Annotated in this window: 32 protein-coding genes; 1 reads left to right on the top strand and 31 read right to left on the bottom strand. The window is 62.4% G+C overall.

From position 1 onward, the window contains the following. Positions 1 to 13: 13 nt before the first annotated feature. From rplR to rpsL, 23 genes are all read right to left on the bottom strand, one after another. Positions 14 to 379: a 50S ribosomal protein L18 gene (rplR, locus tag SNE35_RS11790; protein WP_320423085.1), complete on the bottom strand. Its 366-nt coding sequence runs from the start codon at positions 377 to 379 to the stop codon at positions 14 to 16. A gap of 11 nt (positions 380 to 390) precedes the next feature. Further along, the gene (gene rplF / locus SNE35_RS11785) at positions 391 to 924 is read right to left on the bottom strand and encodes a 50S ribosomal protein L6 (protein ID WP_320423084.1); all 534 of its coding nucleotides are present in this window, start codon (positions 922 to 924) and stop codon (positions 391 to 393) included. Between the two features lie 19 nt (positions 925 to 943). Beyond that, a complete protein-coding gene (gene rpsH / locus SNE35_RS11780) occupies positions 944 to 1,339 on the bottom strand; it encodes a 30S ribosomal protein S8 (RefSeq protein WP_320423083.1) in 396 nt (131 codons plus the stop codon). Between the two features lie 25 nt (positions 1,340 to 1,364). Continuing rightward, positions 1,365 to 1,670 (bottom strand): 30S ribosomal protein S14, encoded by a 306-nt coding sequence (gene rpsN, locus SNE35_RS11775; RefSeq protein ID WP_320423082.1) that lies wholly within the window; start codon positions 1,668 to 1,670, stop codon positions 1,365 to 1,367. An 8-nt stretch (positions 1,671 to 1,678) separates the two neighbouring features. Further along, entirely contained in the window at positions 1,679 to 2,218 is a 540-nt protein-coding gene (gene rplE / locus SNE35_RS11770; protein ID WP_320423081.1) for a 50S ribosomal protein L5, read from the bottom strand. Positions 2,219 to 2,228: 10 nt separating this feature from the next. Continuing rightward, on the bottom strand, positions 2,229 to 2,546 hold the full coding sequence (gene rplX, locus SNE35_RS11765) for a 50S ribosomal protein L24 (protein WP_320423080.1): 318 nt from the start codon (positions 2,544 to 2,546) through the stop codon (positions 2,229 to 2,231). Positions 2,547 to 2,574: 28 nt separating this feature from the next. Further along, positions 2,575 to 2,943, bottom strand: a complete 369-nt coding sequence (rplN, locus tag SNE35_RS11760; RefSeq protein WP_077036456.1) for a 50S ribosomal protein L14 — start codon at positions 2,941 to 2,943, stop codon at positions 2,575 to 2,577. A 235-nt stretch (positions 2,944 to 3,178) separates the two neighbouring features. After that, a complete protein-coding gene (locus tag SNE35_RS11755) occupies positions 3,179 to 3,685 on the bottom strand; it encodes a peroxiredoxin (RefSeq protein WP_320423079.1) in 507 nt (168 codons plus the stop codon). Positions 3,686 to 3,801: 116 nt separating this feature from the next. Further along, positions 3,802 to 4,074, bottom strand: coding sequence for a 30S ribosomal protein S17 (gene rpsQ, locus SNE35_RS11750; protein ID WP_320423078.1), 273 nt, complete (start codon positions 4,072 to 4,074; stop codon positions 3,802 to 3,804). Beyond that, positions 4,071 to 4,271 (bottom strand): 50S ribosomal protein L29, encoded by a 201-nt coding sequence (gene rpmC, locus SNE35_RS11745; RefSeq protein WP_320423077.1) that lies wholly within the window; start codon positions 4,269 to 4,271, stop codon positions 4,071 to 4,073. The genes rpsQ and rpmC overlap by 4 nt, the downstream gene beginning before the upstream one ends. 14 nt (positions 4,272 to 4,285) lie before the next feature. After that, positions 4,286 to 4,702, bottom strand: coding sequence for a 50S ribosomal protein L16 (gene rplP / locus SNE35_RS11740; RefSeq protein ID WP_268169250.1), 417 nt, complete (start codon positions 4,700 to 4,702; stop codon positions 4,286 to 4,288). Positions 4,703 to 4,704: 2 nt separating this feature from the next. Next, complete coding sequence (gene rpsC, locus SNE35_RS11735; protein WP_320423076.1) at positions 4,705 to 5,562, bottom strand: 30S ribosomal protein S3; 858 nt, start codon at positions 5,560 to 5,562, stop codon at positions 4,705 to 4,707. Positions 5,563 to 5,578: 16 nt separating this feature from the next. After that, entirely contained in the window at positions 5,579 to 5,908 is a 330-nt protein-coding gene (gene rplV, locus SNE35_RS11730) for a 50S ribosomal protein L22 (protein WP_077036468.1), read from the bottom strand. Positions 5,909 to 5,919: 11 nt separating this feature from the next. Next, entirely contained in the window at positions 5,920 to 6,198 is a 279-nt protein-coding gene (rpsS, locus tag SNE35_RS11725) for a 30S ribosomal protein S19 (protein ID WP_320423075.1), read from the bottom strand. Between the two features lie 11 nt (positions 6,199 to 6,209). After that, complete coding sequence (rplB, locus tag SNE35_RS11720) at positions 6,210 to 7,034, bottom strand: 50S ribosomal protein L2 (protein WP_320423074.1); 825 nt, start codon at positions 7,032 to 7,034, stop codon at positions 6,210 to 6,212. Further along, positions 7,035 to 7,349: a 50S ribosomal protein L23 gene (gene rplW / locus SNE35_RS11715; RefSeq protein ID WP_320423073.1), complete on the bottom strand. Its 315-nt coding sequence runs from the start codon at positions 7,347 to 7,349 to the stop codon at positions 7,035 to 7,037. After that, the gene (rplD, locus tag SNE35_RS11710; protein ID WP_320423072.1) at positions 7,346 to 7,966 is read right to left on the bottom strand and encodes a 50S ribosomal protein L4; all 621 of its coding nucleotides are present in this window, start codon (positions 7,964 to 7,966) and stop codon (positions 7,346 to 7,348) included. The genes rplW and rplD overlap by 4 nt, the downstream gene beginning before the upstream one ends. Beyond that, a complete protein-coding gene (rplC, locus tag SNE35_RS11705) occupies positions 7,966 to 8,637 on the bottom strand; it encodes a 50S ribosomal protein L3 (RefSeq protein ID WP_320423071.1) in 672 nt (223 codons plus the stop codon). Before rplC ends, rplD begins: the two co-directional genes overlap by 1 nt. A gap of 254 nt (positions 8,638 to 8,891) precedes the next feature. Further along, positions 8,892 to 9,203, bottom strand: a complete 312-nt coding sequence (gene rpsJ, locus SNE35_RS11700) for a 30S ribosomal protein S10 (protein WP_077036467.1) — start codon at positions 9,201 to 9,203, stop codon at positions 8,892 to 8,894. A 64-nt stretch (positions 9,204 to 9,267) separates the two neighbouring features. After that, entirely contained in the window at positions 9,268 to 10,458 is a 1,191-nt protein-coding gene (gene tuf / locus SNE35_RS11695) for an elongation factor Tu (RefSeq protein ID WP_320423060.1), read from the bottom strand. 126 nt (positions 10,459 to 10,584) lie between these two features. Continuing rightward, positions 10,585 to 12,687 carry an elongation factor G gene (fusA, locus tag SNE35_RS11690; protein WP_320423070.1) on the bottom strand — a complete coding sequence of 701 codons (2,103 nt, stop codon included), beginning with the start codon at positions 12,685 to 12,687 and terminating at the stop codon, positions 10,585 to 10,587. A gap of 69 nt (positions 12,688 to 12,756) precedes the next feature. Then, entirely contained in the window at positions 12,757 to 13,227 is a 471-nt protein-coding gene (gene rpsG / locus SNE35_RS11685) for a 30S ribosomal protein S7 (RefSeq protein ID WP_320423069.1), read from the bottom strand. 151 nt (positions 13,228 to 13,378) lie between these two features. Continuing rightward, a complete protein-coding gene (gene rpsL, locus SNE35_RS11680) occupies positions 13,379 to 13,759 on the bottom strand; it encodes a 30S ribosomal protein S12 (RefSeq protein WP_077036609.1) in 381 nt (126 codons plus the stop codon). 182 nt (positions 13,760 to 13,941) lie between these two features. Here rpsL and SNE35_RS11675 point away from each other — a divergent pair, with 182 nt between their 5' ends. Beyond that, positions 13,942 to 14,385 (top strand): putative toxin-antitoxin system toxin component, PIN family, encoded by a 444-nt coding sequence (locus SNE35_RS11675; RefSeq protein WP_320423068.1) that lies wholly within the window; start codon positions 13,942 to 13,944, stop codon positions 14,383 to 14,385. A gap of 52 nt (positions 14,386 to 14,437) precedes the next feature. Here the strand turns inward: SNE35_RS11675 and rpoC are convergent, their stop codons facing one another. The 8 genes from rpoC to secE form a co-directional block, all read right to left on the bottom strand. After that, positions 14,438 to 18,652, bottom strand: a complete 4,215-nt coding sequence (gene rpoC, locus SNE35_RS11670; protein ID WP_320423067.1) for a DNA-directed RNA polymerase subunit beta' — start codon at positions 18,650 to 18,652, stop codon at positions 14,438 to 14,440. A gap of 21 nt (positions 18,653 to 18,673) precedes the next feature. Further along, positions 18,674 to 22,795, bottom strand: coding sequence for a DNA-directed RNA polymerase subunit beta (gene rpoB, locus SNE35_RS11665; RefSeq protein ID WP_320423066.1), 4,122 nt, complete (start codon positions 22,793 to 22,795; stop codon positions 18,674 to 18,676). Positions 22,796 to 23,138: 343 nt separating this feature from the next. Then, a complete protein-coding gene (gene rplL, locus SNE35_RS11660) occupies positions 23,139 to 23,519 on the bottom strand; it encodes a 50S ribosomal protein L7/L12 (protein WP_320423065.1) in 381 nt (126 codons plus the stop codon). Between the two features lie 54 nt (positions 23,520 to 23,573). Further along, positions 23,574 to 24,098: a 50S ribosomal protein L10 gene (gene rplJ / locus SNE35_RS11655; RefSeq protein WP_320423064.1), complete on the bottom strand. Its 525-nt coding sequence runs from the start codon at positions 24,096 to 24,098 to the stop codon at positions 23,574 to 23,576. Between the two features lie 272 nt (positions 24,099 to 24,370). Next, positions 24,371 to 25,078, bottom strand: coding sequence for a 50S ribosomal protein L1 (gene rplA, locus SNE35_RS11650; protein ID WP_320423063.1), 708 nt, complete (start codon positions 25,076 to 25,078; stop codon positions 24,371 to 24,373). Between the two features lies 1 nt (position 25,079). After that, positions 25,080 to 25,511 carry a 50S ribosomal protein L11 gene (gene rplK / locus SNE35_RS11645; protein ID WP_320423062.1) on the bottom strand — a complete coding sequence of 144 codons (432 nt, stop codon included), beginning with the start codon at positions 25,509 to 25,511 and terminating at the stop codon, positions 25,080 to 25,082. Between the two features lie 141 nt (positions 25,512 to 25,652). Then, on the bottom strand, positions 25,653 to 26,249 hold the full coding sequence (gene nusG / locus SNE35_RS11640; RefSeq protein ID WP_431312734.1) for a transcription termination/antitermination protein NusG: 597 nt from the start codon (positions 26,247 to 26,249) through the stop codon (positions 25,653 to 25,655). Positions 26,250 to 26,260: 11 nt separating this feature from the next. Then, positions 26,261 to 26,644 carry a preprotein translocase subunit SecE gene (gene secE / locus SNE35_RS11635; protein WP_320423061.1) on the bottom strand — a complete coding sequence of 128 codons (384 nt, stop codon included), beginning with the start codon at positions 26,642 to 26,644 and terminating at the stop codon, positions 26,261 to 26,263. Between the last annotated feature and the right edge of the window lie 45 nt (positions 26,645 to 26,689).

Raw genomic sequence — 26,689 nt, 5'->3', positions numbered from 1 at the left:
ATTCCTTTATGCGTCAGAACTGCAGGCCGGCTTCGCGGGCTGCTTCGGCCAGGGCCTTGACGCGGCCGTGGTAGGCGAAGCCAGCACGGTCGAATGCAACCTTCTCGACGCCAGCGGCCTTGGCCTTGGCGGCGATGCGCTTGCCGATCAGGGTCGCAGCAGCGACGTTGCCGCCCTTGCCGGAACCACCGAGTTCGGCGCGGACTTCCTTCTCGGCCGTCGACGCGCTGGCCAGCACCTTGGTGCCGCAGTCGGAAATGACGCTGGCGTAGATGTGCAGGTTGGAGCGGAACACCGTCAGGCGTGCGACGCGCTGGATGGCAATCCGGGCGCGGGTCTGACGCGAACGACGGATGCGCTGTTCTTTCTTGGTCAACATTGCGCTGCTCCTTACTTCTTCTTGGTCTCTTTGATCGTGACCTTCTCGTCCGCGTAGCGGATGCCCTTGCCCTTGTACGGCTCGGGCGGACGGAAGGCGCGCACTTCGGCGGCGATCTGACCAACAACTTGACGATCAGCACCCTTGATCAGAATCTCGGTCGGCGTGGCGCAAGCGACCGTGATACCGGCCGGCATGTCCTTGACCACCGGATGCGAGAAACCGATCTGCAGGTTCAGCTTGGAACCGGCGGCTTGGGCACGGAAGCCCACGCCGACCAGGTTCAGCTTCTTCTCGAAGCCCTTGCTGACACCGGTCACCATGTTGGCAACCAGAGCGCGCGTCGTGCCGGACATGGCATCGGCAGCGGCCGTGGCGTCAACCGGGGCAACGTTCAGCTTGCCGGCTTCGTTCTTGATCGAGACGAGAGGGTTGATCGGACGCACCAGCGTGCCGAGCGAGCCCTTGACGCTGATCGTGTCAGCGTTCACGGTCACATCCACGCCTTGCGGGATGGCGACCGGCATTTTTCCAACGCGGGACATTGTCTGGATCTCCTTGCGCTTAGGCGACGTAGCAGAGCACTTCGCCGCCGATACCGGCTTGACGTGCCTTGCGGTCGGTCATCACACCTTGCGGCGTGGTGACGATCGCCACACCCAGGCCATTCATGACCTGAGGAATGTCGTGGCGGCCCTTGTAGACGCGCAGGCCGGGACGGCTGACGCGCTCGATACGCTCGATCACCGGACGGCCGGCGTAGTACTTCAGCGAGATCTCGAGTTCCGGACGGGCTTCTTCGCCCTTGACCGCGAAACCGTCGATATAGCCCTCATCCTTCAGGACCTTGGCGATCGCGACCTTCAGCTTGCTGGAAGGCATCACGACGCTGGTCTTCTCAACGGCTTGCGCGTTGCGAATGCGGGTCAGCATATCGGCGATAGGATCACTCATGCTCATTTGCGATTTCTCCTAATCGAGCCGATTACCAGCTGGCCTTGACGACACCGGGGATGTCGCCCTTGAAGGCCAGCTCGCGAATCTTGTTACGGCCCAGGCCGAACTTGCGGAAGGTACCGCGGGGACGGCCAGTCAGCTCGCAGCGGTTGCGCAGGCGAGTCGGGTATGCGTTGCGGGGGAGCTTCTGCAGCTCCAGGCGAGCGAGGTAACGCTCTTCGTCGGACTTCTTGGCGTCGTCGATGATCGCCTTCAGTTCCGCGTACTTCTTGGCGAACTTGGCAACGAGTTGCTCACGCTTCTGTTCGCGCTGAATCAGGGAAAGTTTAGCCACGAGTCACCTCAGTTCTTGAACGGGAACTTGAAGGAGGCCAGCAGCGCCTTCGCTTCTTCGTCGTTCTTGGCAGTCGTCGTGATGCTGATGTTCAGACCACGCAGAGCATCCACCTTGTCGTAATCGATTTCGGGGAAGATGATCTGTTCCTTGATGCCGATGTTGTAGTTGCCACGGCCATCGAACGAACGGCCGGAGATACCACGGAAGTCGCGCACGCGCGGCAGGGCGATCGTGACGAAGCGGTCCAGGAATTCATACATCTGGACGCCACGCAGCGTGACCATGCAGCCGATGGGCACGTTCTCGCGGATCTTGAAACCTGCGATGGCCTTCTTCGACTTGGTGACCACGGGCTTCTGGCCGGCGATCTTGGTCAGGTCGCCAACGGCGTGGTCCATGACCTTCTTGTCGGCCACGGCCTCGCTCACGCCCATGTTCAGCGTGATCTTGGTGATGCGCGGCACTTCCATGGTCGACTTGTAGCCGAACTTTTCAGTCAGACTGGGGACGACCTTCTCGCGATAAAACTCTTGCAGACGAGCCATGTCGAACCTCTTAAGCCTTGATCTCTTCGCCGGTCGACTTGAACACGCGCACCTTCTTGCCGTCGGCGAGCAGCTTGATGCCCACGCGGTCGGCCTTACCGGATGCGGCGTTGAAGATCGCCACGTTGGATTGATGGATGGGCATCGTCTTGTCGACCACGCCGCCGGTCGTACCCTTCATCGGGTTCGGCTTGACGTGCTTCTTGACGACGTTGACGCCGTCCACCACGAGGTGGGCGTCATCGACACGCTGCGACACGATGCCGCGCTTGCCCTTGTCGCGGCCGGTCAGCACGATGACCTCGTCGCCTTTACGAATCTTGTTCATGGCAATACCTTTGTCTTGGCTGCTGTGCTCAGAGCACTTCCGGTGCCAGCGACACGATCTTCATGAAGCGCTCGGTACGCAGTTCACGCGTCACGGGGCCGAAGATGCGGGTGCCGATGGGCTCCAGCTTGGCGTTCAGCAGAACGGCGGCATTGCCGTCGAACTTGACCAGGGAGCCGTCCTGACGGCGCACGCCCTTGGCGGTACGCACGACCACAGCGCTGTAGACCTCGCCCTTCTTGACGCGAGCGCGCGGCGCAGCTTCCTTGATGCTGACCTTGATGACGTCGCCGATATGCGCATAGCGACGCTTGGATCCACCAAGCACCTTGATGCACATGACGGACTTGGCGCCAGTGTTATCCGCGACGTCCAGTCGCGATTGCATTTGAATCATGTCTGTCCCCAACTTGTCCCGAATCCACTGCCACCGGAAGATTCCAGCGGCTGCTTCATCAAGCAGTCTTGGGCCCGTAGCTGAACTCCTGCTGCATTGCGCAACACTCGTTCAGTGGTTGAGGGCGGATCCGAGGGTCGTAACGCAACATGAAATTGCGCCCGACTTCTCGGCGAAGCTGCGATTATGCATTGAAACCCTGAAGCGGGTCAAGCGGGAATCGCAGCGAATTCAATCAGGCCTTGGCCTGGCTCAGCATCGTGCCGGCGTCGCTGACCTCGAACTTGCCAGGGGCCTCGATGTTCAGCGTCTTCACGACGCCGTCGTCGACCAGCATCGAGTAGCGCTGCGAGCGCACGCCCATGCCGCGCGCGATCAGGTCCAGCGTCAGGCCAGCAGCCTGGGTGAACGCCGCGCTGCCGTCGGCCATCATGCGCACCTTGCCGGCGGTCTTCTGCTCGCGGCCCCAGGCACCCATCACAAAGGCGTCGTTGACCGACACGCACCAGATCTCGTCCACGCCGGCAGCCTTCAGGGCCTCGGCCTGCTGGACATAGCCCGGCACGTGCTGGGCCGAGCAGGTCGGGGTGAATGCACCCGGCAGCGCGAAGATGGCGATCTTCTTGCCGGCCGTGGCCTTTTCGACGTCGAAGGCATTCGGTCCGAGCGAGCAGCCCTCGCCTTCCACTTCGATGAATTCCATCAGCGTGCCCGCAGGCAGCTTGTCTCCGACTTTCAGCATGATTCGACTCTCCAGACGATTGGGAAAAGAAAAACGGCCGGCCGCCAGTATTCCAGGCGTTCCGGCCGTCTGCACGCCACAGGCAAAAGCCCGCGACATGACGACAGGGTCGTCGATTAGACCGCTTGCGCCTTCTCGACCAGGCGGGTCACGACCCAGCTCTTGGTCTTGGAGATCGGGCGGCCTTCGGAGATCTCGACCACGTCGCCCATCTTGTACTCGCCCTTTTCGTCATGGGCGTGGTACTTGCTGGAACGGGCCACGATCTTGCCGTAGAGCTCGTGCTTGGCGCGACGCTCGACCAGGACCGTGACGGTCTTGGCGCGCTTGTCGCTGACCACGCGGCCGATCAGGGTGCGCGTGTTCTTGGTGGCTTGAGCTTCCGTCATTTCGCAGCTCCCTTCTTCTTCTCGTTCAAGATGGTCTTGGCACGAGCGATGTCGCGGCGCGTGTTGCCCAACACCGTGTGGTTGGTCAACTGCTGGGTCGCCTTTTGCATGCGCAGGCCGAAATGGGCCTTCAGCAGGTCGGTCACTTCCTTTTCCAGGGCAGCGACATCCTTGCTACGCAGTTCAGATGCTTTCATGGTGTCTTTCCTCTTCAGGTACCGACCTGGCGGGCCACGAAGGTGCAACGCAGCGGCAGCTTTGCAGCAGCCAGCGTGAACGCTTCACGAGCCAGGGTTTCCGGCACGCCGTTGATTTCGTAGAGCACCTTGCCAGGCTGGATCTCAGCGACGTAGTACTCCGGGTTGCCCTTACCGTTACCCATACGGACTTCGGCGGGCTTCTGGGAGATCGGCTTGTCCGGAAAGATGCGGATGAAGATGCGACCACCGCGCTTGATGTGGCGCGAGATTGCACGACGTGCAGCTTCGATCTGACGAGCCGTCAGGCGGCCGCGCTCGGTGGCCTTCAGGCCGAAGTCACCAAACGACACCGCGGCGCCACGGGTGGCGACGCCGGTGTTGCGACCCTTCTGCTCCTTGCGGTATTTCCGACGATTAGGTTGCAGCATTCTTATTCTCCTTTGGCGTCGCCAGCCGCGGGAGCCGCCGGAGCAGCAGCCGCGGGCTTGCGAACGACGCGCTTCGCCGGAGCGCCGGCATCAGCTGCCGGAGCGCCATCACGCGGACCACGGTCGCCGCCCGGACGGCCACGGCCACCCGGAGCACCAGGACGCGCATTGCGACGCGGACGGCGGTCATCTTCGGCACCTGCCGGCGTGTTGATCACCGGAGCCTCGCCATTGGCCAGGCGGTCACCGCGGTAGACCCACACCTTCACGCCGATTTGACCGTAGGTCGTCGACGCTTCGGAGAAGCCGTAGTCGATGTCGGCCTTCAGCGTGTGAAGGGGAACACGACCTTCGCGATACCACTCGCAACGAGCGATTTCGATGCCGTTCAGACGACCCGACGACATGATCTTGATACCCTGGGCGCCCAGGCGCATCGCGTTCTGCATCGCGCGCTTCATGGCGCGGCGGAACATGATGCGCTTTTCCAGCTGCTGGGTGATCGAGTCGGCGATCAGCTGAGCATCGATTTCAGGCTTGCGCACTTCTTCGATGTTCACGGCCACCGGCACGCCCAGACGCTTGGTCAGTTCGGCCTTCAGTGCTTCGATGTCTTCGCCCTTCTTGCCGATCACGACGCCCGGACGAGCCGAGAAGATCGTGATGCGTGCGTTCTTGGCGGGGCGCTCGATCAGGATGCGCGAGACGGCGGCATTCTTCAGCTTTGCCTTCAGGTATTCGCGAACCTTCAAGTCTTCGGCCAGCATCGTGGCGAAGTTGGTGTTCGACGCGTACCAGCGCGACGCCCAGTTACGGGTGACGGGCAGGCGGAAGCCGGTTGGGTGGATTTTCTGTCCCATTAGTCTTCCTTGGCTGTTAGTTGCCGACCGACACGAAGATGTGGCAGGTGGGCTTGCTGATGCGATTGCCGCGGCCCTTGGCACGTGCCGAGAAACGCTTCAGCGTGGCACCTTGCTCCACATAGATCGACGTGACCTTCAGATCATCAATGTCAGCGCCGTCGTTGTGCTCGGCGTTGGCGATGGCGCTTTCCAGCGCCTTCTTGATGATGACGGCAGCCTTCTTCTGGGTGAATTCCAGGATGTTCAGCGCGTGATCGACCTTCTTGCCGCGGATCAGGTCTGCCACCAGGCGGCCCTTGTCACACGAGAGGCGAACGCCGCGAACGATTGCTTTGGTTTCCATCGTTGGCATCCTTACTTCTTCCCGGCCTTCTTGTCGGCCGGGTGGCCCTTGAAGGTGCGGGTCAGTGCGAATTCACCCAGCTTGTGGCCGACCATCTGGTCCGACACATAGACCGGCACGTGCTGCTTGCCGTTGTGCACGGCGATCGTCAGACCGATGAACTCGGGCAGGATCGTCGAGCGACGCGACCAGGTCTTGATGGGCTTCTTGTCCTTGATGGCAACAGCCTTCTCGACCTTGCTCAGCAAGTGATGGTCGACGAAGGGGCCCTTCTTCAGAGAACGAGTCATGGCCTACCCTTTTACTTCTTGCGACGCGAGACGATGAACGTCTGCGTGCGCTTGTTGTTACGAGTGCGGTAGCCCTTCGTGAGGGTGTTCCACGGCGACACAGGCGCCTGGCCTTCACCGGTACGACCTTCACCACCACCGTGCGGGTGATCCACCGGGTTCATTGCCACACCGCGGACGGTCGGGCGGATACCCTTCCAACGGATCGCGCCGGCCTTGCCGTACTGGCGCAGCTGATGCTCTTCGTTGGACACCTCGCCGATCGTGGCGCGGCAGTCGATGTGGATGCGACGGACTTCACCCGAGCGCAGGCGCAGCTGGGCGTAGACGCCTTCACGCGCCATCAGCACGACGGAGACGCCGGCCGAGCGAGCGATCTGGGCACCCTTGCCAGGCAGCATTTCCACGCAGTGGATCGTCGAGCCGACGGGAATGTTGCGGATCGGCAGCGTGTTGCCAGCCTTGATCGGAGCTTCCGCGCCGCTCAGGATGGTCGAACCGACTTCCAGGCCACGCGGAGCGATGATGTAGCGACGCTCGCCGTCGGCATAGCACACCAGAGCGATGTGGGCCGTACGGTTCGGGTCGTACTCGATGCGCTCGACCTTGGCGGGGATGCCGTCCTTGTCACGCTTGAAGTCGACGACACGGTAGTGGTGCTTGTGACCACCGCCCTTGTGGCGAATCGTGATGTGACCGTTGTTGTTACGGCCGGAGTTCTGCTTCTGGGGTTCCAGCAGCGAAGCTTCCGGAGCGCCCTTGTGCAGGTGCTTGTGGACAACCTTGACGACGCCGCGACGGCCGGGCGAAGTAGGCTTGACTTTGACGACGGCCATTTACGCAGCCTCCCCGGAGAAGTTCAGCTCTTGGCCAGCCTTCAGAGCGACGTACGCCTTCTTGACGTGGTCGCGGCGACCGGCACGGCCACCGAAGCGCTTGGTCTTGCCCTTGACGTTGACGACGGACACGGACTCAACTTCCACCTTGAACATCAGTTCAACAGCGGCCTTGATTTCCGGCTTGGTCGCGTCGCGCAGGACCTTGAACAGCACTTGGTTGTGCTTTTCGGCGACGGCCGTGGCCTTTTCGGACACGATCGGAGCCAGCAGCACCGAGGCCAGACGGCCTTCAGAGAATTTCAGGGTGCTCATGCGAACATCTCCTGCAGTTGCTCCATTGCCGCCTTCGTCACAAGAACCTTCTTGTAATGAACCAGCGACAGCGGATCGGCGTAACGGGGCTCGCAGACCAGCACGTTGTGCAGGTTGCGCGAAGCCAGTGCCAGGTTGTCGTCGACGTTGTCGGCGATGACCATGACCGATTCCAGGCCCATGGCCTTGAACTTGGCGGCCAGCAGCTTGGTCTTCGGGGCTTCGATCGAGATCGATTCCACGACCGACAGACGGCCTTCGCGTGCCAGCTGCGAGAGGATGGCGGCCATACCGGCGCGGTACATCTTCTTGTTCAGCTTGTGCGTGAAGTTTTCGTCCGGCATGTTCGGGAAGATACGACCGCCGCCACGCCACAGCGGCGAGGACGTCATACCTGCACGAGCACGACCCGTTCCCTTTTGGCGGAACGGCTTCTTGGTCGAGTGGTGAACTTGTTCGCGGTCCTTCTGGGCGCGGGTGCCCTGGCGGGCGTTGGCTTGATAAGCCACGACCACTTGGTGCACCAGGGCTTCGTTGTATTCGCGAGCGAAGACGGTGTCGGCAGCGTCAACCTTGGACGTGGCCTGACCCTGTTCGTTCAGGAGCTCGAGCTGCATCAGTTGGCTCCCTTCTTGACCTTGACCTTGACGGCCGGGCGAACGACGACGTGGCCGTTCTTGGAGCCCGGAACGGCGCCGCGAACCAGCAGCAGCTGACGGGCTTCGTCCACGCGGACGATGTCCAGGTTCTGCACGCTGACGGTCTCGTCACCCATGTGGCCGGTCATCTTCTTGCCCGGGAACACGCGGCCCGGATCCTGCGCCATCGAGATGGAGCCAGGAACGTTGTGCGAACGGCTGTTACCGTGCGAGGCGCGTTGCGAGCTGAAGTTGTGGCGCTTGATCGTGCCAGCGTAGCCCTTACCGGTGGACGTGCCCTGCACATCGACCAGCTGGCCGGCGGCAAACAACGTCACAGGCAGCGTGCTGCCGGCTTGATACTCGGCGGCGACGGTGGCGTCGACACGGAATTCTTTGAGGATTCGACCGGCTTCGACACCCGCCTTGGCGAGGTGGCCAGCTTCAGGCTTGGTGACGCGCGAAGCTTTGCGCGTACCGAACGCCACTTGAATGGCGCTGTAGCCGTCGGTCTCTTCGGTCTTGACCTGGGTCACGCGGTTGTTGGACACATCCAGCACCGTCACAGGGATGGCGTCGCCATCGTCCGTGAAGATGCGCATCATGCCCACCTTGCGGCCCAGCAATCCGAGACGATTGCTTAGACTCATGGTTTTTCTCCAAATGCCTGACATCGATTGGCCAGGCTGACTGATTGCATCGCTCTCGGGTAAAGGCTCAAGAGCGACGCGCTAACGCCACCCAAGGAGACACCCCAGGCGGCAAAGACGGCGAGTATAGCGCGAACCCTAAGTTATGCACAAGGGCATGCAGCTATCCACAAGCAAAAAGGGCGGCCCTCGCAGACCGCCCTTCTTGCTGTCCTGACTTCAAACAGTCATCGCTGACTGCTCTACTGCTCAGATCACTGCAGCTTGATTTCCACGTCGACGCCGGCGGGCAGGTCGAGCTTCATCAGCGCGTCGACCGTCTTGTCGGTCGGATCGACGATGTCCATCAGGCGCTGGTGCGTACGGATTTCGAACTGGTCGCGCGACGACTTGTTGACGTGCGGCGAACGCAAGATGTCGAAACGTTGCATGCGCGTCGGCAGGGGCACCGGGCCCTTGACGATCGCGCCAGTGCGCTTGGCGGTCTCGACGATTTCCAGAGCCGATTGGTCGATCAGCTTGTAGTCGAAAGCCTTCAGGCGGATGCGGATCTTTTGCTTTTGCATGATTTTTCCTTCAAAGAACGAGAGGTGAGACCCAGGCTCTCGCCCGGGTCATCACGCAAAAGACTTACTCGAGGATGGTGGCGACGACGCCCGAGCCGACGGTACGACCGCCTTCACGGATGGCGAAGCGCAGGCCTTGCTCCATGGCGATCGGCGCGATCAGCTTCACGGTGATGCCGACGTTGTCGCCGGGCATGACCATTTCCTTGTCCTTCGGCAGCTCCACGGCACCGGTCACGTCCGTCGTGCGGAAGTAGAACTGGGGACGGTAGTTGTTGAAGAACGGGGTGTGACGGCCGCCCTCTTCCTTGCTCAGAACGTAGATCTCAGCGGTGAAGTGGGTGTGCGGCTTGATCGTGCCGGGCTTGGCCAGCACTTGGCCGCGCTCGACGTCTTCACGCTTGGTGCCGCGCAGCAGGATGCCGACGTTGTCGCCTGCTTGACCTTGGTCCAGCAGCTTGCGGAACATTTCGACGCCCGTGACCGTGGTCTTCTGGACTTCGCGGATGCCGACGATTTCGATTTCTTCGCCGACCTTGATGATGCCGCGCTCGACGCGACCGGTCACGACGGTGCCGCGGCCGGAGATCGAGAACACGTCTTCGACCGGCAGCAGGAAGGCGCCGTCAACGGCACGGTCCGGCTGGGGGATGTAGGTGTCCAGGGCGTCAGCCAGGCGCATGATGGCTTGCTCGCCCAGGTCGCCGGTGTCGCCTTCCAGGGCCAGCTTGGCCGAACCCTTGATGATCGGGGTGTCGTCGCCGGGGAAGTCGTACTTGGACAGGAGCTCGCGCACTTCCATTTCGACCAGCTCGAGCAGCTCGGCGTCGTCGACCATGTCGCACTTGTTCAGGAAGACGATGATGTACTTCACGCCGACCTGGCGAGCCAGCAGGATGTGCTCGCGGGTCTGGGGCATCGGGCCGTCAGCGGCCGAGCACACCAGGATCGCGCCGTCCATCTGGGCGGCGCCGGTGATCATGTTCTTCACATAGTCGGCGTGGCCCGGGCAGTCAACGTGCGCGTAGTGGCGGTTGGCCGTCTCGTACTCGACGTGCGCGGTGTTGATCGTGATGCCGCGTGCCTTTTCTTCCGGCGCCGCGTCGATCTGGTCGTAGGCCTTGGCTTCGCCGCCGAACTTCTTGGACAGCACCGTCGCAATCGCCGCCGTCAGCGTCGTCTTGCCATGGTCAACGTGACCAATCGTGCCCACGTTCACGTGCGGCTTGGTGCGTTCAAATTTACCTTTTGCCATTTGGAATCTCCAAAGAAAGAGCAATACCCGTCTATTGGTTTAGCGTTTCCGCAGCGTCCTTGAACCCCACCGACGGGCAAATGGGAGGCGCGCTGCGAAGACGATTCAGTGAGCTGAAGTAACGAGTTACTTGGCGCGGGCCGTGATGATGGCGTCGGCAACGTTCTTCGGGGCTTCCGAATAGTGCTTGAACTCCATCGTGTACGTGGCGCGACCTTGCGACATCGAACGCAGCGTCGTCGAGTAGCCGAACATTTCCGACAGCGGGACTTCGGCCTTGATGACCTTGCCGCCACCGACCATGTCGTCCATGCCCTGCACCATGCCGCGACGGCTGGACAGGTCGCCCATCACGTTGCCGGCGTAGTCCTCAGGCGTCTCGACTTCCACGGCCATCATCGGCTCCAGGATCACCGGGCTGGCCTTGCGGCAAGCTTCCTTGAAGCCCATCGACGCAGCCATCTTGAACGCGTTTTCGTTCGAGTCGACTTCGTGGTACGAACCGAAGGTCAGCGTGACCTTGACGTCGACGACCGGGAAGCCGGCCATCACGCCGTTCGGCAGCGAGTCGATGACACCCTTCTCGACGGCCGGGATGAATTCGCGAGGAACCACACCGCCCTTGATGGCGTCGACGAACTCGAAGCCCTTGCCCGGCTCCTGCGGCTCGACGGTCAGCACGACGTGGCCGTACTGGCCCTTGCCGCCGGACTGGCGCACGAACTTGCCTTCGACGTCGGTCGCGGTCTTGCGGATCGTTTCGCGATACGCAACTTGCGGCTTGCCAACGTTGGCTTCCACGCCGAACTCGCGCTTCATGCGGTCGACAATGATTTCCAGGTGCAGCTCGCCCATGCCGGAAATGATGGTCTGGCCCGACTCTTCATCGGTACGCAGACGGAAGGACGGGTCTTCCTTGGCCAGGCGGCCCAGGGCGATACCCATCTTCTCCTGGTCGGCCTTGGTCTTGGGCTCGACGGCCTGCGAGATCACCGGCTCCGGGAACACCATCTTTTCCAAGGTGATGATCGAGTCCGGATCGCAAAGCGTTTCGCCGGTCGTCACGTCCTTCAGGCCCACGCAGGCGGCGATGTCGCCGGCCAGAATTTCCGAGATTTCCTCGCGCTGGTTGGCGTGCATCTGCAGGATCCGGCCGATGCGCTCCTTCTTGCCGCGGATCGGGTTGTAGACGGTCGAGCCCGACTGCAGAACGCCCGAGTACACGCGCACGAAGGTCAGCTGGCCGACGTACGGGTCGGTCATCAGCTTGAAGGCCAGAGCCGCGAACTTCTCGCTGTCTTCGGCCTTGCGGACCACCGGCTGGTCGTCTTCGTCCGTGCCCGGAACCGGGGGGACGTCGACCGGCGACGGCATGAAGTCGATCACGCCGTCCAGCATGCGCTGCACGCCCTTGTTCTTGAAGGCCGTGCCGCAGAACATCGGCTGGATTTCAGCAGCGATGGTGCGGGTGCGCAGACCCAGAATGATGTCGTCCTCGGTCAGTTCGCCCGACTCGAGGTACTTGTTCATCATGTCTTCCGAAGACTCGGCGGCAGCTTCGACCATGTTGTCGCGCCACTTCTGAGCATCGGCCACCATGTCGGCGGGGATGTCGCGGTAGTCGAACTTCATGCCCTGGGAAGCTTCGTCCCAGATGATCGCCTTCATCTTGATCAGGTCGATCACGCCGGTGAAGTTTTCTTCGGCGCCGATCGGCAGCACGACGGGCACCGGGTTGGCCTTCAGGCGCAGCTTCATCTGCTCCACGACCTTGTAGAAGTTGGCACCGGTACGGTCCATCTTGTTCACGAAGGCCAGGCGGGGCACCTTGTACTTGTTGGCTTGGCGCCAGACGGTTTCCGACTGCGGCTGCACGCCACCCACGGCGCAATACACCATGCAGGCGCCGTCCAGGACGCGCATCGAACGCTCGACTTCAATCGTGAAGTCAACGTGTCCGGGCGTGTCGATGATGTTGATGCGGTGTTCCGGACGAGCGAGGTCCATGCCCTTCCAGAAGCAGGTCGTCGCGGCGGACGTGATCGTGATGCCGCGCTCTTGCTCCTGTTCCATCCAGTCCATCGTGGCGGCGCCATCGTGCACTTCACCGATCTTGTGGTTCACGCCGGTGTAGTACAGGATGCGCTCGGTCGTCGTGGTCTTGCCAGCATCGATGTGCGCCGAGATACCGATGTTGCGGTAGCGCTCGATGGGGGTCTTGCGTGCCATGAGATAACTCCAAAAGGCAGGAGCCGCCAACGGGTCAGTAGAAACCCGAGGCGGCTGAAACGAGTGAGTTTAGAAGCGGAAGTGCGAGAAGGCCTTGTTGGCCTCGGCCATGCGGTGCACTTCGTCGCGCTTCTTCATGGCGCCGCCACGGCCTTCCGAGGCTTCCATCAGCTCGTTGGCGAGGCGCTGGGCCATCGACTTCTCACCGCGCTTGCGTGCCGATTCCTTCAGCCAGCGCATGGCCAGAGCCATCCGGCGGACGGGACGAACTTCCACGGGAACTTGGTAGTTCGCACCGCCAACACGGCGGGACTTCACTTCGACCATCGGCTTCACGTTGTTCAGTGCAACGATGAACACTTCCAGCGGATCCTTGCCGGCCTTCTTCTCGATCTGCTCGAGGGCGCCGTAAATGATGCGCTCTGCAACGGCCTTCTTGCCCGATTCCATGATGACGTTCATGAACTTGGACAGATCGACGTTGCCGAACTTCGGATCCGGCAGGATTTCGCGCTTGGGTACTTCGCGACGACGTGGCATGGGAATCTTCCTTCTGCTTCAGTTGGCTCGGGCTTTGGGCCCTGGCCCTGGATGACCACCTGCTTTTGTGGGGCCATCCACTTACTCGGTTGCTGTGAACCGCAAAAACATCGTGGTCTCGGCAATGCGCCGGAACCAGACAAACCTTGGATTACTTGCTGTTCTTCGGACGCTTGGCGCCGTACTTCGAACGCGACTGCTTGCGATCCTTGACGCCTTGCAGGTCAAGCGAACCGCGCACGATGTGGTAACGCACACCGGGCAAGTCCTTCACACGACCGCCGCGCACCAGCACGACGCTGTGCTCTTGCAGGTTGTGGCCTTCACCGCCGATGTACGAGATAACCTCGAAACCGTTGGTCAGACGCACCTTGGCGACCTTACGCAGAGCCGAATTCGGCTTCTTCGGAGTCGTGGTGTAGACGCGGGTGCAGACGCCGCGGCGCTGCGGGCAATTCTGCATTGCCGGCGACTTGGATTTGGTGACCTCGGCTTCGCGGCCGTGGCGCACCAACTGGTTGATAGTTGGCATAAGTGACTTGTTCCCGTTTGAAATCACACTGCTCCTGGCTTGCCCGGAGGGGCTCGGCGGCGGCACTGAGACAGTAAAGGCGCGAATGGACGCACCTCTGCCGGCAGGAGAGCCCGCGATTGTAGGACGGATGGGGGTTAACGCGCAAGCTGCCTGGCGATTTCGCAGTATCCTGCGCGCCCATGCCCGAGCTTCCACCGCCTTCCCGCATCGTTATCGACACCCAGGTCGTGATGGATTGGCTGGTGTTCGACGACGCTCGCGCCCGCCCACTGGTTGCGGCACTGCGGGCCGGCCGGCTCCGCTGGATCGGCCGCCCAGCGATGCTGGACGAGCTGAAGCACGTGCTCGGCCGCGGCGTGGCCGCCGCCTACGGCCCGAACCTGGCACTGATCGAGCAGGCCTTTGCCGAGCACTGCGAGATGGTCGAGCACGAGCCGGCGCCGGCCGTGCGCCTGGTCTGCCGGGACAAGGACGACCAGAAATTCATCGACCTGGCCATCGCCGAACAAGCCGCCTGGCTGATCTCCCGCGACCGGGCCGTCCTGGCGCTCGCAAAACGGGCCCGACTTGCCGGTCTGCAGATCGGCACGCCGGAAGCCTGGCTGAAGACGCAACAGACATAACAGGCATGAAAAAGGCCACCCGAAGGTGGCCTCTGCGTGACGCGCGAACCGCTTATTCGGCAGCAGCGTCGCCCGAGTCGATGCTGGCCATCTGAGCTGCCGCGAGTTCCTCGGCTTCCTGGATGGCGATGGCGCGGCGCTCGGCGTCGTCCATCTCTTCCTTGACACGGCGTGCCTGGTGGAAGGCCATGCCGGTACCGGCGGGGATCAGGCGACCGACGATGACGTTTTCCTTCAAGCCACGCAGCTCGTCGCGCTTGCCCATGATGGCAGCCTCGGTGAGCACGCGGGTCGTTTCCTGGAAGGAAGCGGCCGAGATGAAGGAATCGGTCGACAGCGAAGCCTTGGTGATACCCAGCAGCACGTCGGCATGGGTGGCAATCAGCTTGCCTTCCTTGCGCATGCGGTCGTTGGTGTCCAGCAGCTCCGAACGCTCGACCTGCTCGTTCAGGATGTAGTGCGTATCGCCCGGGTTCGTGATCACCACGCGACGCAGCATCTGGCGAACGATCACCTCGATGTGCTTGTCGTTGATCTTCACGCCCTGCAGACGGTACACGTCCTGCACTTCGTCGACGATGTAGCGCGCCAGTTCCTCGATGCCCAGCAGGCGCAGGATGTCCTGCGGATCCGCCGCGCCGTCGACGATCAGCTCGCCCCGGTTCACCACCTGGCCTTCGTGCACCAGGATGTTCTTTTCCTTCGGCACCAGCTCTTCGTGCTTCTTGCCATCCGGATCGGTGATCTCCAGGCGAACCTTGCCCTTCGTCTCCTTGCCGAACGAGACCGTGCCGGTCTGCTCGGCCAGCACGCCGACGTCCTTAGGCGAACGGGCTTCGAACAGCTCGGCCACACGCGGCAGACCGCCGGTAATGTCACGAGTCTTCTGGCCTTCGATCGGGATACGCGCCAGCACTTCGCCCGGAGCGAGGTCCTGACCGTCACGCACCTGGATCAGCGAGCCGACCGGGAAGCCGATCGTCACCGAGTGGTCGGTACCGGGGATCTTCACCTCGTTGCCGTTGGCATCCAGCAGCTTGACCTGCGGGCGGATGACCTTGGCGGCGCCGCGGCGCTTCGGGTCGATGACCACCAGCGTCGACAGGCCGGTCACTTCGTCCACCTGCTTGGCCACCGTCACGCCTTCTTCGACGTTCTCGAAGGTGGCGCGGCCGGCGAACTCGGTGATGATCGGCCGGGTCAGCGGGTCCCAGTTCGCCAGGACCGTACCAGCCTTGATGGTCTGGTCGGCCTTGATGGCCAGGATCGCGCCGTACGGCACCTTGTGACGCTCGCGCTCGCGGCCGTGCGGGTCGGAGATGACGATTTCGCCGGAACGCGAAATCACCACCAGCTCGCCCTTGCCGTTCGTCACGTAGCGCATCGTGGCGTTGAAGCCGATATTGCCGTCCGACTTGGCATCGACGCTCGAAGCGATCGCTGCACGCGAAGCCGCACCGCCGATGTGGAAGGTCCGCATCGTCAGCTGCGTGCCCGGCTCACCGATCGACTGCGCGGCGATCACGCCCACGGCCTCACCGGTGTTCACCAGACCGCCACGGCCCAGATCGCGGCCATAGCACTTGGCGCAGAGGCCGAAGCGCGTGGCGCAGGTCAGCGGCGTACGGACCTTGATCTCGTCGACACCGGCCTGCTCCAGCATGTCCAGCGTGTCTTCGTCCAGCATGCGGCCGGCTTCGACGACGGTGGTCTGCGTCTCGGGGTGCAGCACGTCGATCGCGGTGACGCGGCCGAGCACGCGATCGCGCAGCGATTCGATCACTTCACCACCTTCGACCAGCGCGCGCATCGCGATGCCGTTGTCGGTGCCGCAATCGTCCTCGGTCACGACCAGATCCTGCGTCACGTCGACCAGACGACGGGTCAGGTAGCCGGAGTTCGCGGTCTTCAGCGCCGTGTCCGCCAGGCCCTTACGAGCACCGTGGGTGGAGATGAAGTACTGCAGAACGTTCAGGCCTTCGCGGAAGTTCGCCGTGATGGGCGTCTCGATGATCGAGCCGTCCGGCTTGGCCATCAGGCCCCGCATACCGGCGAGCTGGCGGATCTGGGCAGCGGAACCCCGCGCGCCCGAGTCGGCCATCATGTAGATGGAGTTGAAGGACTCCTGATCCACTTCCTTGCCGTGGCGGTCGATCGTCTTCTGCTTGGAGAGCTGGGTCATCATGACCTTGCCCACCTCGTCACCGGTCTTGCCCCAGATGTCGACGACCTTGTTGTAGCGCTCGCCGGCGGTCACGAGACCCGAGATGTACTGCTGCTCGATCTCCTTGACTTCCTTCTCGGCGCGCTCGATCAGCTCGTGCTTCTGCTTGGGCACCAGCATGTCGTCGATGGCGATCGAGATGCCGGCGCGGGTGGCGAGCTTGAAACCGCTTTGCAGCAGCTTGTCGGCCAGCACCACCGTTTCCTTCAGACCGCACTTGCGGAACGAGGTGTTGATCAGTCGCGAGATTTCCTTCTTCTTCAGCGCCTTGTTGATGTTGCTGAAGGGCAGGCCCTTGGGCAGGATCTCGGACAGCAACGCACGGCCGACGGTCGTGTCGACGAGCTTGGTCTCGGGGACCCATTCACCGTCAGCGCCCTTGCTGTACTCGACCAGGCGGATGCTGATCTTGGCCGTGATCTCGACGGCGCCGTTCTCCAGCGCGCGGATCATCTCGGGGATGTCCGAGAAGATCATGCCTTCGCCGCGGCCGTTGGTGCGCTCGCGGGTGGCGTAGTACAGGCCCAGCACCACGTCTTGCGACGGGACGATGGACGGCTCGCCCGAAGCCGGGAACAGCACGTTGTTGGAGGCCAGCATCAGCGTGCGGGCTTCCATCTGCGCTTCGATCGACAGCGGCACGTGGACGGCCATCTGGTCACCGTCGAAGTCGGCGTTGAAGGCCGCGCAGACCAGCGGGTGCAGCTGGATCGCCTTGCCTTCGATCAGCACGGGCTCGAAGGCCTGGATGCCCAGACGGTGCAGCGTCGGCGCGCGGTTCAGCAGAACCGGATGCTCCTTGATGACCTCTTCCAGGATGTCCCAGACCACCGGCGTGCCGGCTTCGACTTCCTTCTTGGCAGCCTTGATCGTCGTCGCGATGCCCATGGCTTCGAGACGCGAGAAGATGAAGGGCTTGAACAGCTCCAGCGCCATCAGCTTCGGCAAGCCGCACTGGTGCAGCTTCAGCGTCGGGCCGACGGTAATCACCGAACGGCCGGAATAGTCGACGCGCTTGCCCAGCAGATTCTGACGGAAGCGACCGCTCTTGCCCTTGATCATGTCGGCCAGCGACTTGAGGGCACGCTTGTTCGCGCCGGTCATCGCCTTGCCGCGGCGGCCGTTGTCCAGCAGCGAGTCGACGGCTTCCTGCAGCATGCGCTTTTCGTTGCGCACGATGATCTCAGGAGCCTTCAGCTCGAGCAGGCGGGCCAGACGGTTGTTGCGGTTGATGACGCGGCGATACAGGTCGTTCAGGTCGGAGGTCGCGAAGCGGCCACCGTCCAGCGGCACCAGCGGACGCAGGTCCGGCGGCAGCACGGGCAGCACGTCCATGACCATCCAGCTCGGCTTGATGCCCGACTTCTTGAAGGCTTCCATCACCTTCAGGCGCTTGGAGTTCTTCTTGACCTTCAGCTCGGAGCCGGTCATGTCGTTGCGCAGCTTGTCGATCTCGATGTCGAGATCCATCTCGGCCAGCAGCTTCTGGATGCCTTCGGCGCCCATCAGCGCGATGAACTCGTCACCGAACTCGACGCGCTTCGCGTCGTAGTCGTCCTCGGTCATGATCGAGAACTTCTTCAGCGGGGTCATGCCCGGATCGACGACGACGTACGCCTCGAAGTACAGCACGCGTTCGATGTCGCGCAGCGTCATGTCGAGCACAAGGCCCAGACGCGACGGCAGCGACTTCAGGAACCAGATGTGCGCGCAAGGCGCAGCCAGGTCGATGTGGCCCATGCGGTCACGGCGGACCTTGGTCTGGGTCACTTCGACGCCGCACTTCTCGCAGATCACGCCGCGGTGCTTCAGGCGCTTGTACTTGCCGCACAGGCACTCGTAGTCCTTGATCGGGCCGAAGATCTTGGCGCAGAACAGGCCGTCACGCTCGGGCTTGAACGTACGGTAGTTGATGGTCTCAGGCTTCTTCACCTCACCGAACGACCAGCTGCGGATCTTCTCCGGCGAAGCGAGGCCGATCTTGATGGCATCGAAATGCTCATCAGGGGTGAACTGCTTGAACAGGTCCAGCAAACCCTTCATGTGTGTTTCTCCTGTTCCTGATTAGTTGCGCTCGAGCTCGATGTCGATACCGAGCGAACGAATTTCCTTGACCAGCACGTTGAACGACTCCGGCATGCCGGCTTCGATCGCGTGCTCACCCTTGACGATGGACTCGTACACCTTGGTGCGGCCGTTCACGTCGTCGGACTTCACAGTCAGCATTTCCTGCAGGATGTAGGAGGCGCCATAAGCTTCCAGCGCCCACACTTCCATCTCACCGAAACGCTGGCCGCCGAACTGCGCCTTGCCGCCCAGCGGCTGCTGGGTGACGAGCGAGTACGGGCCGGTCGAGCGGGCGTGCATCTTGTCGTCCACCAAGTGGTGCAGCTTCAGCACGTGCATGTAGCCGACGGTGACGGGGCGCTCGAACGCCTCGCCGGTGCGGCCGTCATGCAGATAGGCCTGCGTGCGGGTGTCGGTCAGGCCCTTGCGTGCCTTGATGTCGTCCGGGTAGGCCAGCTTCAGCATGCCGCGGATTTCTTCTTCCTTGGCACCGTCGAAGACCGGCGTGGCGAAGGGCACGCCCTTGGCCAGGTTCTGGGCCATCTCGACGACTTCCTTGTCGCTGAGCTCGTCGACGTTCTCGGTCTTGCCACCGTTCTGGTTGTACAGCTCGTCCAGGAACTTGCGCAGCTCGCTCACCGCAGCGTGCTGCTGCAGCATGTCACCGATGCGCTGGCCAATGCCCTTGCCGGCCCAGCCCAGGTGAACTTCCAGCACCTGACCGACGTTCATCCGCGAAGGAACGCCCAGCGGGTTCAGCACGATGTCCGCCGGCGTGCCGTCGGCCATGTAGGGCATGTCTTCGATCGGAACGACCTTGGACACCACACCCTTGTTGCCGTGACGGCCGGCCATCTTGTCGCCCGGCTGCAGGCGGCGCTTGACGGCCAGGTAGACCTTGACCATCTTCAGCACGCCTGCCGGCAGCTCGTCGCCCTGCGTCAGCTTCTTGCGCTTCTCTTCGAAGGCGAGGTCGAACGAGTGACGCGTCTGCTCCAGCGAGTTCTTGATCGATTCGAGCTGGTTGGCCACGTCGTCCTCGGCCGGACGGATGTCGAACCAGTGGAACTTCTCGACGCCGGACAGGTAGTCCTTCGTGATCGTCGTGCCCTTGGCGATCTTCTGCGGGCCGCCGTTGGCGACCTTGCCGATCAGCAGCTTCTCGATACGGTCGAAGGCGTCGGCTTCGACGATGCGCAGCTGGTCGTTCAGGTCCAGGCGGAAGCGCTTCAGCTCGTCGTCAATGATCTGCTGGGCGCGCTTGTCGCGCTGGATGCCTTCGCGAGTGAACACCTGCACGTCGATGACGGTGCCCTGCGTGCCTTGGTCGACGCGCAGCGAGGTATCCTTCACGTCCGAAGCCTTCTCGCCGAAGATGGCGCGCAGCAGCTTCTCTTCCGGCGTCAGCGTGGTCTCGCCCTTCGGCGTGACCTTGCCCACCAGCACGTCGCCCGGATTCACCTCGGCACCGATGTAGACGATGCCGGACTCGTCCAGGCGGCCCAGTTGCTGCTCGGACAGGTTCGGGATGTCGCGGGTGATTTCCTCGGAGCCCAGCTTGGTGTCACGCGCGTTGACCACAAGTTCCTCGATGTGGATCGAGGTGTAGCGGTCTTCGGCGATCACGCGTTCGCTGATCAGGATCGAGTCTTCGAAGTTGTAGCCGTTCCAGGGCATGAACGCGACCAGCATGTTCTGGCCCAGGGCCAGTTCGCCGATGTCGGTCGAGGCGCCGTCGGCAATGATGTCCTCGGAGGACACCTTGTCGCCGCGCTTGACGATCGGACGCTGGTGGATGTTCGTGTTCTGGTTCGAACGCTGATACTTGATCAGGTTGTAGATGTCCACGCCGACTTCGCCGGCCACGGTCTCGTTGTCGTTCACGCGGATCACGATGCGGTTCGTGTCCACGTAGTCGACCACACCGCCACGACGGGCCGTGACGACCGTGCCCGAGTCCTTCGCAGCCACGCGCTCGACGCCCGTGCCCACGAAAGCCTTCTCGGGACGCAGCACCGGCACGGCCTGACGCTGCATGTTGGCGCCCATCAGCGCGCGGTTTGCGTCGTCGTGCTCGAGGAACGGCACCAGCGAGGCCGCGACGGAAACGATCTGCGTCGGCGCCACGTCCATGTACTGGATGCGCTCGGGCGAGGTCAGCACCGATTCGCCGTTTTCACGGGCGGACACCAGCTCGTCGACCAGTTGGCCGCCGTCGTTCAGCGACGCATTCGCCTGCGCGATCACGTACTTGCCTTCTTCGATGGCGGACAGGTAATCGATCTGGTCGGTCACCTTGCCGTCGACGACGCGACGGTACGGCGTCTCGAGGAAGCCGTACTCGTTCAGCTGCGCGTACAGGGCCAGCGAGTTGATCAGACCGATGTTCGGGCCTTCCGGCGTTTCGATCGGGCAGACGCGGCCGTAGTGGGTCGGGTGCACGTCGCGGACTTCGAAGCCGGCGCGCTCGCGGGTCAGACCGCCCGGGCCCAGTGCGGAAACGCGACGCTTGTGCGTGATCTCCGACAGCGGGTTGGTCTGGTCCATGAACTGCGACAGCTGCGACGCACCGAAGAACTCCTTCAACGCCGCGGAGATCGGCTTGGAGTTGATCAGGTCGTGCGGCATCAGGGCTTCGGTCTCGGCCTGGCCCAGACGTTCCTTGACGGCCTTCTCGATCCGGGCGAGGCCCGAACGGTACTGGTTCTCGGCCAGTTCGCCCACGCAACGCACGCGGCGGTTGCCCAGGTGGTCGATGTCATCGACTTCGCCGCGGCCGTTGCGCAGCTCGACGAGGATCTTGACAACGTCAAGGATGTCCTCGTTGGACAGCACCATCGCGCCTTCCGGCGTGTCGCGGCCCACGCGGGCATTGAACTTCATGCGGCCCACGCGCGACAGGTCGTACGTGTCTTCGCTGTAGAACAGGCGGTTGAACAGGGCCTCGACGGCGTCTTCCGTCGGCGGCTCGCCGGGGCGCATCATGCGGTAGATGGCGACGCGAGCGGCCAGCTGGTCGGCGGTTTCATCCGTCGACAGGGTCTGGCTGATGTAGGCACCTTCATCCAGCTCGTTCGTGAACAGGCACTGGATGTCCTTGATGCCGGCCTGGCGCAGCTTCTTCAGCAGCGAGTCGGTCAGCTCGTCATTGGCCTTGGCGATGATCTCGCCGGTGTCGCCGTCGACCATGTTCTTGGCCAGCACGCGGCCGACCAGGAAGTCTTCTGGCACCGTCACGTACTGCGTGCCGGACTGCTCCAGCTGACGCGTGTGGCGGGCGGTGATGCGCTTGTCCTTCTCGACGATGACATTGCCCGACTTGTCGGTGATGTCGAAGCGAGCGACTTCGCCCTTCAGGCGGTCGGCGACGAATTCCATCTGCGCGCCGGCGTCCATCAGACGGAAATTGTCGAAGACGAAGAAGTGCGCCAGGATCTGCTCGGGGTTCAGGCCAATGGCCTTCAGCAGGATCGTGACCGGCATCTTGCGGCGACGGTCGACGCGGAAATACAGGATGTCCTTCGGGTCGAACTCGAAGTCCAGCCAGGAGCCGCGATAGGGAATGATGCGGGCGCTGAACAGCAGCTTGCCGGACGAGTGGGTCTTGCCCTTGTCGTGCTCAAAGAACACGCCGGGCGAGCGGTGCAGCTGCGAGACGATGACGCGCTCGGTGCCGTTGACGATGAAGGAGCCGTAGTCGGTCATCAGAGGCACTTCGCCCATGTAGACCTCTTGCTCCTTGATTTCCTTGACCGTCTTGGCCTGGGCCGACTCACGGTCATAGATGATCATCTGCAGGCGCGCACGAACGGCGGCCGCATAGGTCAGGCCGCGCTGCTGGCACTCACGGGTGTCAAACGGCGGCTTCGCGATGTTGAATTCGAGGAATTTCATTTCCACGAACCCGTTGTGCGAGACGATCGGGAACGCGGACAGGAAAGCGGCCTGCAAGCCTTCGGGCTTGCGCTTCGCCGGGGGTACGTCCTTCTGCAGGAAGGCAACGTACGATTCCTTCTGCATGGTCAGCAGATAGGGAACGTTGAGCACGCTCGCGCGCTTGCCGAAGCTCTTGCGGATCCGCTTGCGCTCGGTGTAGCTGTAGGGGGTCGTTTGCGCCATAAACACTCCGTGTCGAGAGCCCCTCCCTGGCCGTGGGATGAGCTTCGTCGGCGACTGGCTGCTCGAATCGCCCAGAGCGGGCGGCCCGATGTGTTTGGTGGTTGGCCACTACCAACCGCTGGCGGACAACCTTGGCATTGCACCAGGTCCGACCAAACCGGTTCCCTGCAGTCGGATCAGAGAACACTTGAAAGAACCGTGCATGATACCGCAACGGCTCTTTCAAGTGGTCTCAAGGGGAAAAACCCGCATTGAAACTAGCAAACCACTAAAACGATGAAAGGGGAGGTCCTTGCGGACCACCCCTTCAGCATTGCGGAGCCCTGACGGGCTCCCCAAGTCCTTACTTCAGTTCGGCCTTGGCGCCGGCTTCCACCAGCTTCTTGACGGCGGCTTCGCCGTCAGCCTTGGACACGCCTTCCTTGACGTTCTTCGGAGCGCCGTCCACCAGGTCCTTGGCTTCCTTGAGGCCCAGGCCGGTGATTTCGCGCACGGCCTTGATGACCGAGACCTTCTGAGCGCCGGCTTCGGTCAGCACGACGTTGAATTCGGTCTTCTCTTCAGCAGCAGCAGCAGCGCCGCCGCCAGCGCCGCCAGCGGCGGGAGCAGCCATGGAAGCGGCGGACACGCCGAACTTCTCTTCGATTGCCTTGACCAGATCGTTCAGTTCCAGAACGGTCATGCTGTCCAGGGCGGTCAGGAATGCGTCTTTGTCGAATGCCATGATGTGTTTCCTAAATACAGATTGGGTGCGTGATAACTAACGCGTGTTCGTCGATCAGGCCGCAGCCGGGGCTTCGGCTGCCGCTTCGGCGCCGCCACCACGTTGCTGAGCCAGGGCTGCCAGCACGGCCGCGGTGCGTTGCACCGGCGACTTGAGCAGGCCAGCGATCTGCGACAGCAGGACTTCCTTGGACGGGACGGAGGCCAGAGCCTTCACGCCATTGACGTCCAGAGCCTTGCCACCGTAGGCACCACCCTTGATGACGAGCTTGTCGTTGGTCTTGGCAAAGTCAGCGATGACTTTGGCAGCCGCGACAGCGTCTTCCGAAAAACCGTAGATCAGCGGGCCGACCATGGCTTCCGAGGCAGCCTCGAACGGCGTGCCGGCGACGGCGCGACGTGCCAGGGTGTTCTTCAGCACGTGAAGATAGACACCCTTGGAACGTGCGTCGACGCGCAGCTTGTTCAAGGCTTCCACGGTGAGGCCACGATATTCAGCCAACGCCAGCGTCTGGGCCTTGGCAGCTTGCGCCGCCACGTCCGAGACAACGGCTGCTTTCTCGTTGCGATTAAGACTCAAGGTCTACTCCTCACATTACGCTCTCAGGATCTTGCGAACCGTCGAGCACCGGGATTCAGCGACCTTCTGTTCAGGAAAACCTTCACAGCGGGACCGCCATCTGCGCTGACTGGAGAACTGTTGCGAGTTCTCTGATTAAGCGTCGCCCTCAGACTGAGGAGCGGACACGCCAGCGGTCTTGGATGACGCACGGAAACCTTTCGATTTCCGCGCCCCACCAATTCATCGGCACGCCGCCAGACTCTCGGCGTACCTCAAACTGAATGTTTCGCTTAAGCCGCAGCTTGAGCGTTGATCGACGAGATGTCGACGCGAGCGCCAACGCCCATCGTCGAGGACACGGCGACCTTGCGCAGGTAGACACCCTTGCTCGAAGCCGGCTTGGCCTTGTTCAGCGCTTCGATCAGCGCGCGCAGGTTGCCTTCCAGCTTGTCCGTGTCGAACGAGCGGCGGCCCAGCGTGCCGTGGATGATGCCGGCCTTGTCGACGCGGAACTGGACTTGACCAGCCTTGGCGTTCTTGACGGCGGTGGCGACGTCCGGGGTCACGGTGCCGACCTTCGGGTTCGGCATCAGGCCGCGCGGGCCCAGGATCTGACCCAGGGTACCCACGATACGCATCGTGTCGGGCGAGGCGATGACCACGTCGAAAGGCATGTCGCCAGCCTTGACGCGCTCGGCCAGGTCTTCCATACCGACCACATCAGCGCCGGCGGCCTTGGCTTCTTCAGCCTTGGCGCCTTGGGCGAACACGGCCACGCGCTTGGTCTTGCCGGTGCCGTTGGGCATCACGACAGCGCCGCGAACGACCTGGTCCGACTTCTTGGCATCGATGCCCAGTTGCACGGACACATCGATGGACTCGTCGAACTTGGCGGTAGCCAGGCTCTTCACCAGGTCCAGCGCTTCGGTCAGGCCGTACAGCTTGATCGACTCGACCTTGCCGGCCAGAGCCTTTTGCTTCTTCGTCAGCTTAGCCATTTCAGACACCCTCCACGATGATGCCCATCGAGCGGGCCGAACCGGCGATCGTGCGAACGCCAGCGTCCAGGTCAGCAGCGGTGAGATCCTTCTGCTTGGTCTTGACGATTTCTTCCAGCTGGGCGCGGGTCAGCTTGCCGACCTTGTCCAGATGCGGGCGCTGCGAGCCCTTCTCGATCTTGGCAGCCTTCTTCAGCAGCGCCGTTGCCGGAGCCGACTTGATGACGAAGGTGAAGCTCTTGTCCGCGAAGGCGGTGATCACCACCGGCAGCTTCATGCCCGGCTCATGGCCCTGCGTCTGGGCGTTGAACGCCTTGCAGAATTCCATGATGTTCAGGCCGCGCTGACCCAGCGCGGGACCGACCGGCGGCGAAGGATTCGCCTTGCCGGCGGCGACTTGCAGCTTGATGAAGCCGACAATTTTCTTGGCCATGATTTCTCCTAGAAGCACCTGCCACGGCCTGTGACTGATGCCTGAGTACTAGCGCCTTGGAATCACGGCATCGCCGCTTACCTTGGCTCCTCTTGTCCGCCTCTCGTTGCGGACTGACTACGGATCAGCTCGAGGCGCTGATCAGACCTTTTCAACCTGATTGAAGTCCAGTTCGACCGGAGTCGCACGACCGAAGATCGTGACCGAAACGCGGACCTTGGACTTGTCGTAGTTGACTTCCTCGATCGCGCCGTTGAAGTCGGTGAACGGGCCTTCCTTGACGCGAACGACCTCGCCGACGATCCATTCGACCTTCGGCCGCGGCTTCTCGATGCCTTCCTGCATCTGGTTCACGATCTTCATCACCTCGGCTTCCGAGATCGGTGCCGGGCGATTCTTCGCGCCGCCGACGAAACCAGTCACCTTCGAGGTGTGCTTGACCAGATGCCAGGACTCGTCGTCCATGAACATTTCGACCAGCACATAGCCCGGGAAGAAGCGGCGCTCGGTCACGGCCTTCTTGCCGTTCTTGAGCTCGACGACTTCTTCGGTCGGCACCAGGATGCGGCCGAACTTGTCCTGCATGAGGGCGCGATCGATGCGCTCGCGCAGGTTGCGCTCGACGGCCTTCTCCATGCCCGAATAGGCATGCACCACGTACCAACGCTTGGGCAGGCCCGTTGCTGCGGCAGGTGCAGCAGCGGCGCCAGCGATGTCGGTCATTTGCTCTTCGCTCATCGTCGGGTTCCTCAGTGCGTCCAGCCCAGGATCAGGTCATACAGAGCCCATTCGAGCGTCTTGTCCGTGATCCACAGGAACAGCGCCATCACGAAAACGAAGGCAAAGACGTAAAGCGTCATCTGCCGCGCCTCTTTGTGGGTCGGCCAGACGACCTTGCGCACCTCGCGAATCGAGTCGCGGGCGTAGGCAATCAAGGACTTGCCCGACTCCGACGTGAAGAACGCAGCCACCGCAGCAGCCAGCAGCACCAGCAACGCGGCCCATTGTGCAATCGGCCCCTGCTTGGCCAGCACGTAGAACGCCACCAGGCCCGCGATCAGCAGCACCACGGCGCCACCGAGCTTGGCCTTGTCGGCGCCCGTCGTCACTGTTTCAACTTGAGGATTGGACATTTACTTTTCAACAATCACTTTTGGCGGCACACCCACCAGCAGCAA

The sequence above is a fragment of the Roseateles agri genome, assembly GCF_034043675.1.
Taxonomy (GTDB): domain Bacteria; phylum Pseudomonadota; class Gammaproteobacteria; order Burkholderiales; family Burkholderiaceae_C; genus KK5.
The sequence above is the reverse complement of the archived record's forward strand: the minus strand, read 5'-3'. Positions and strand labels throughout refer to the sequence as shown.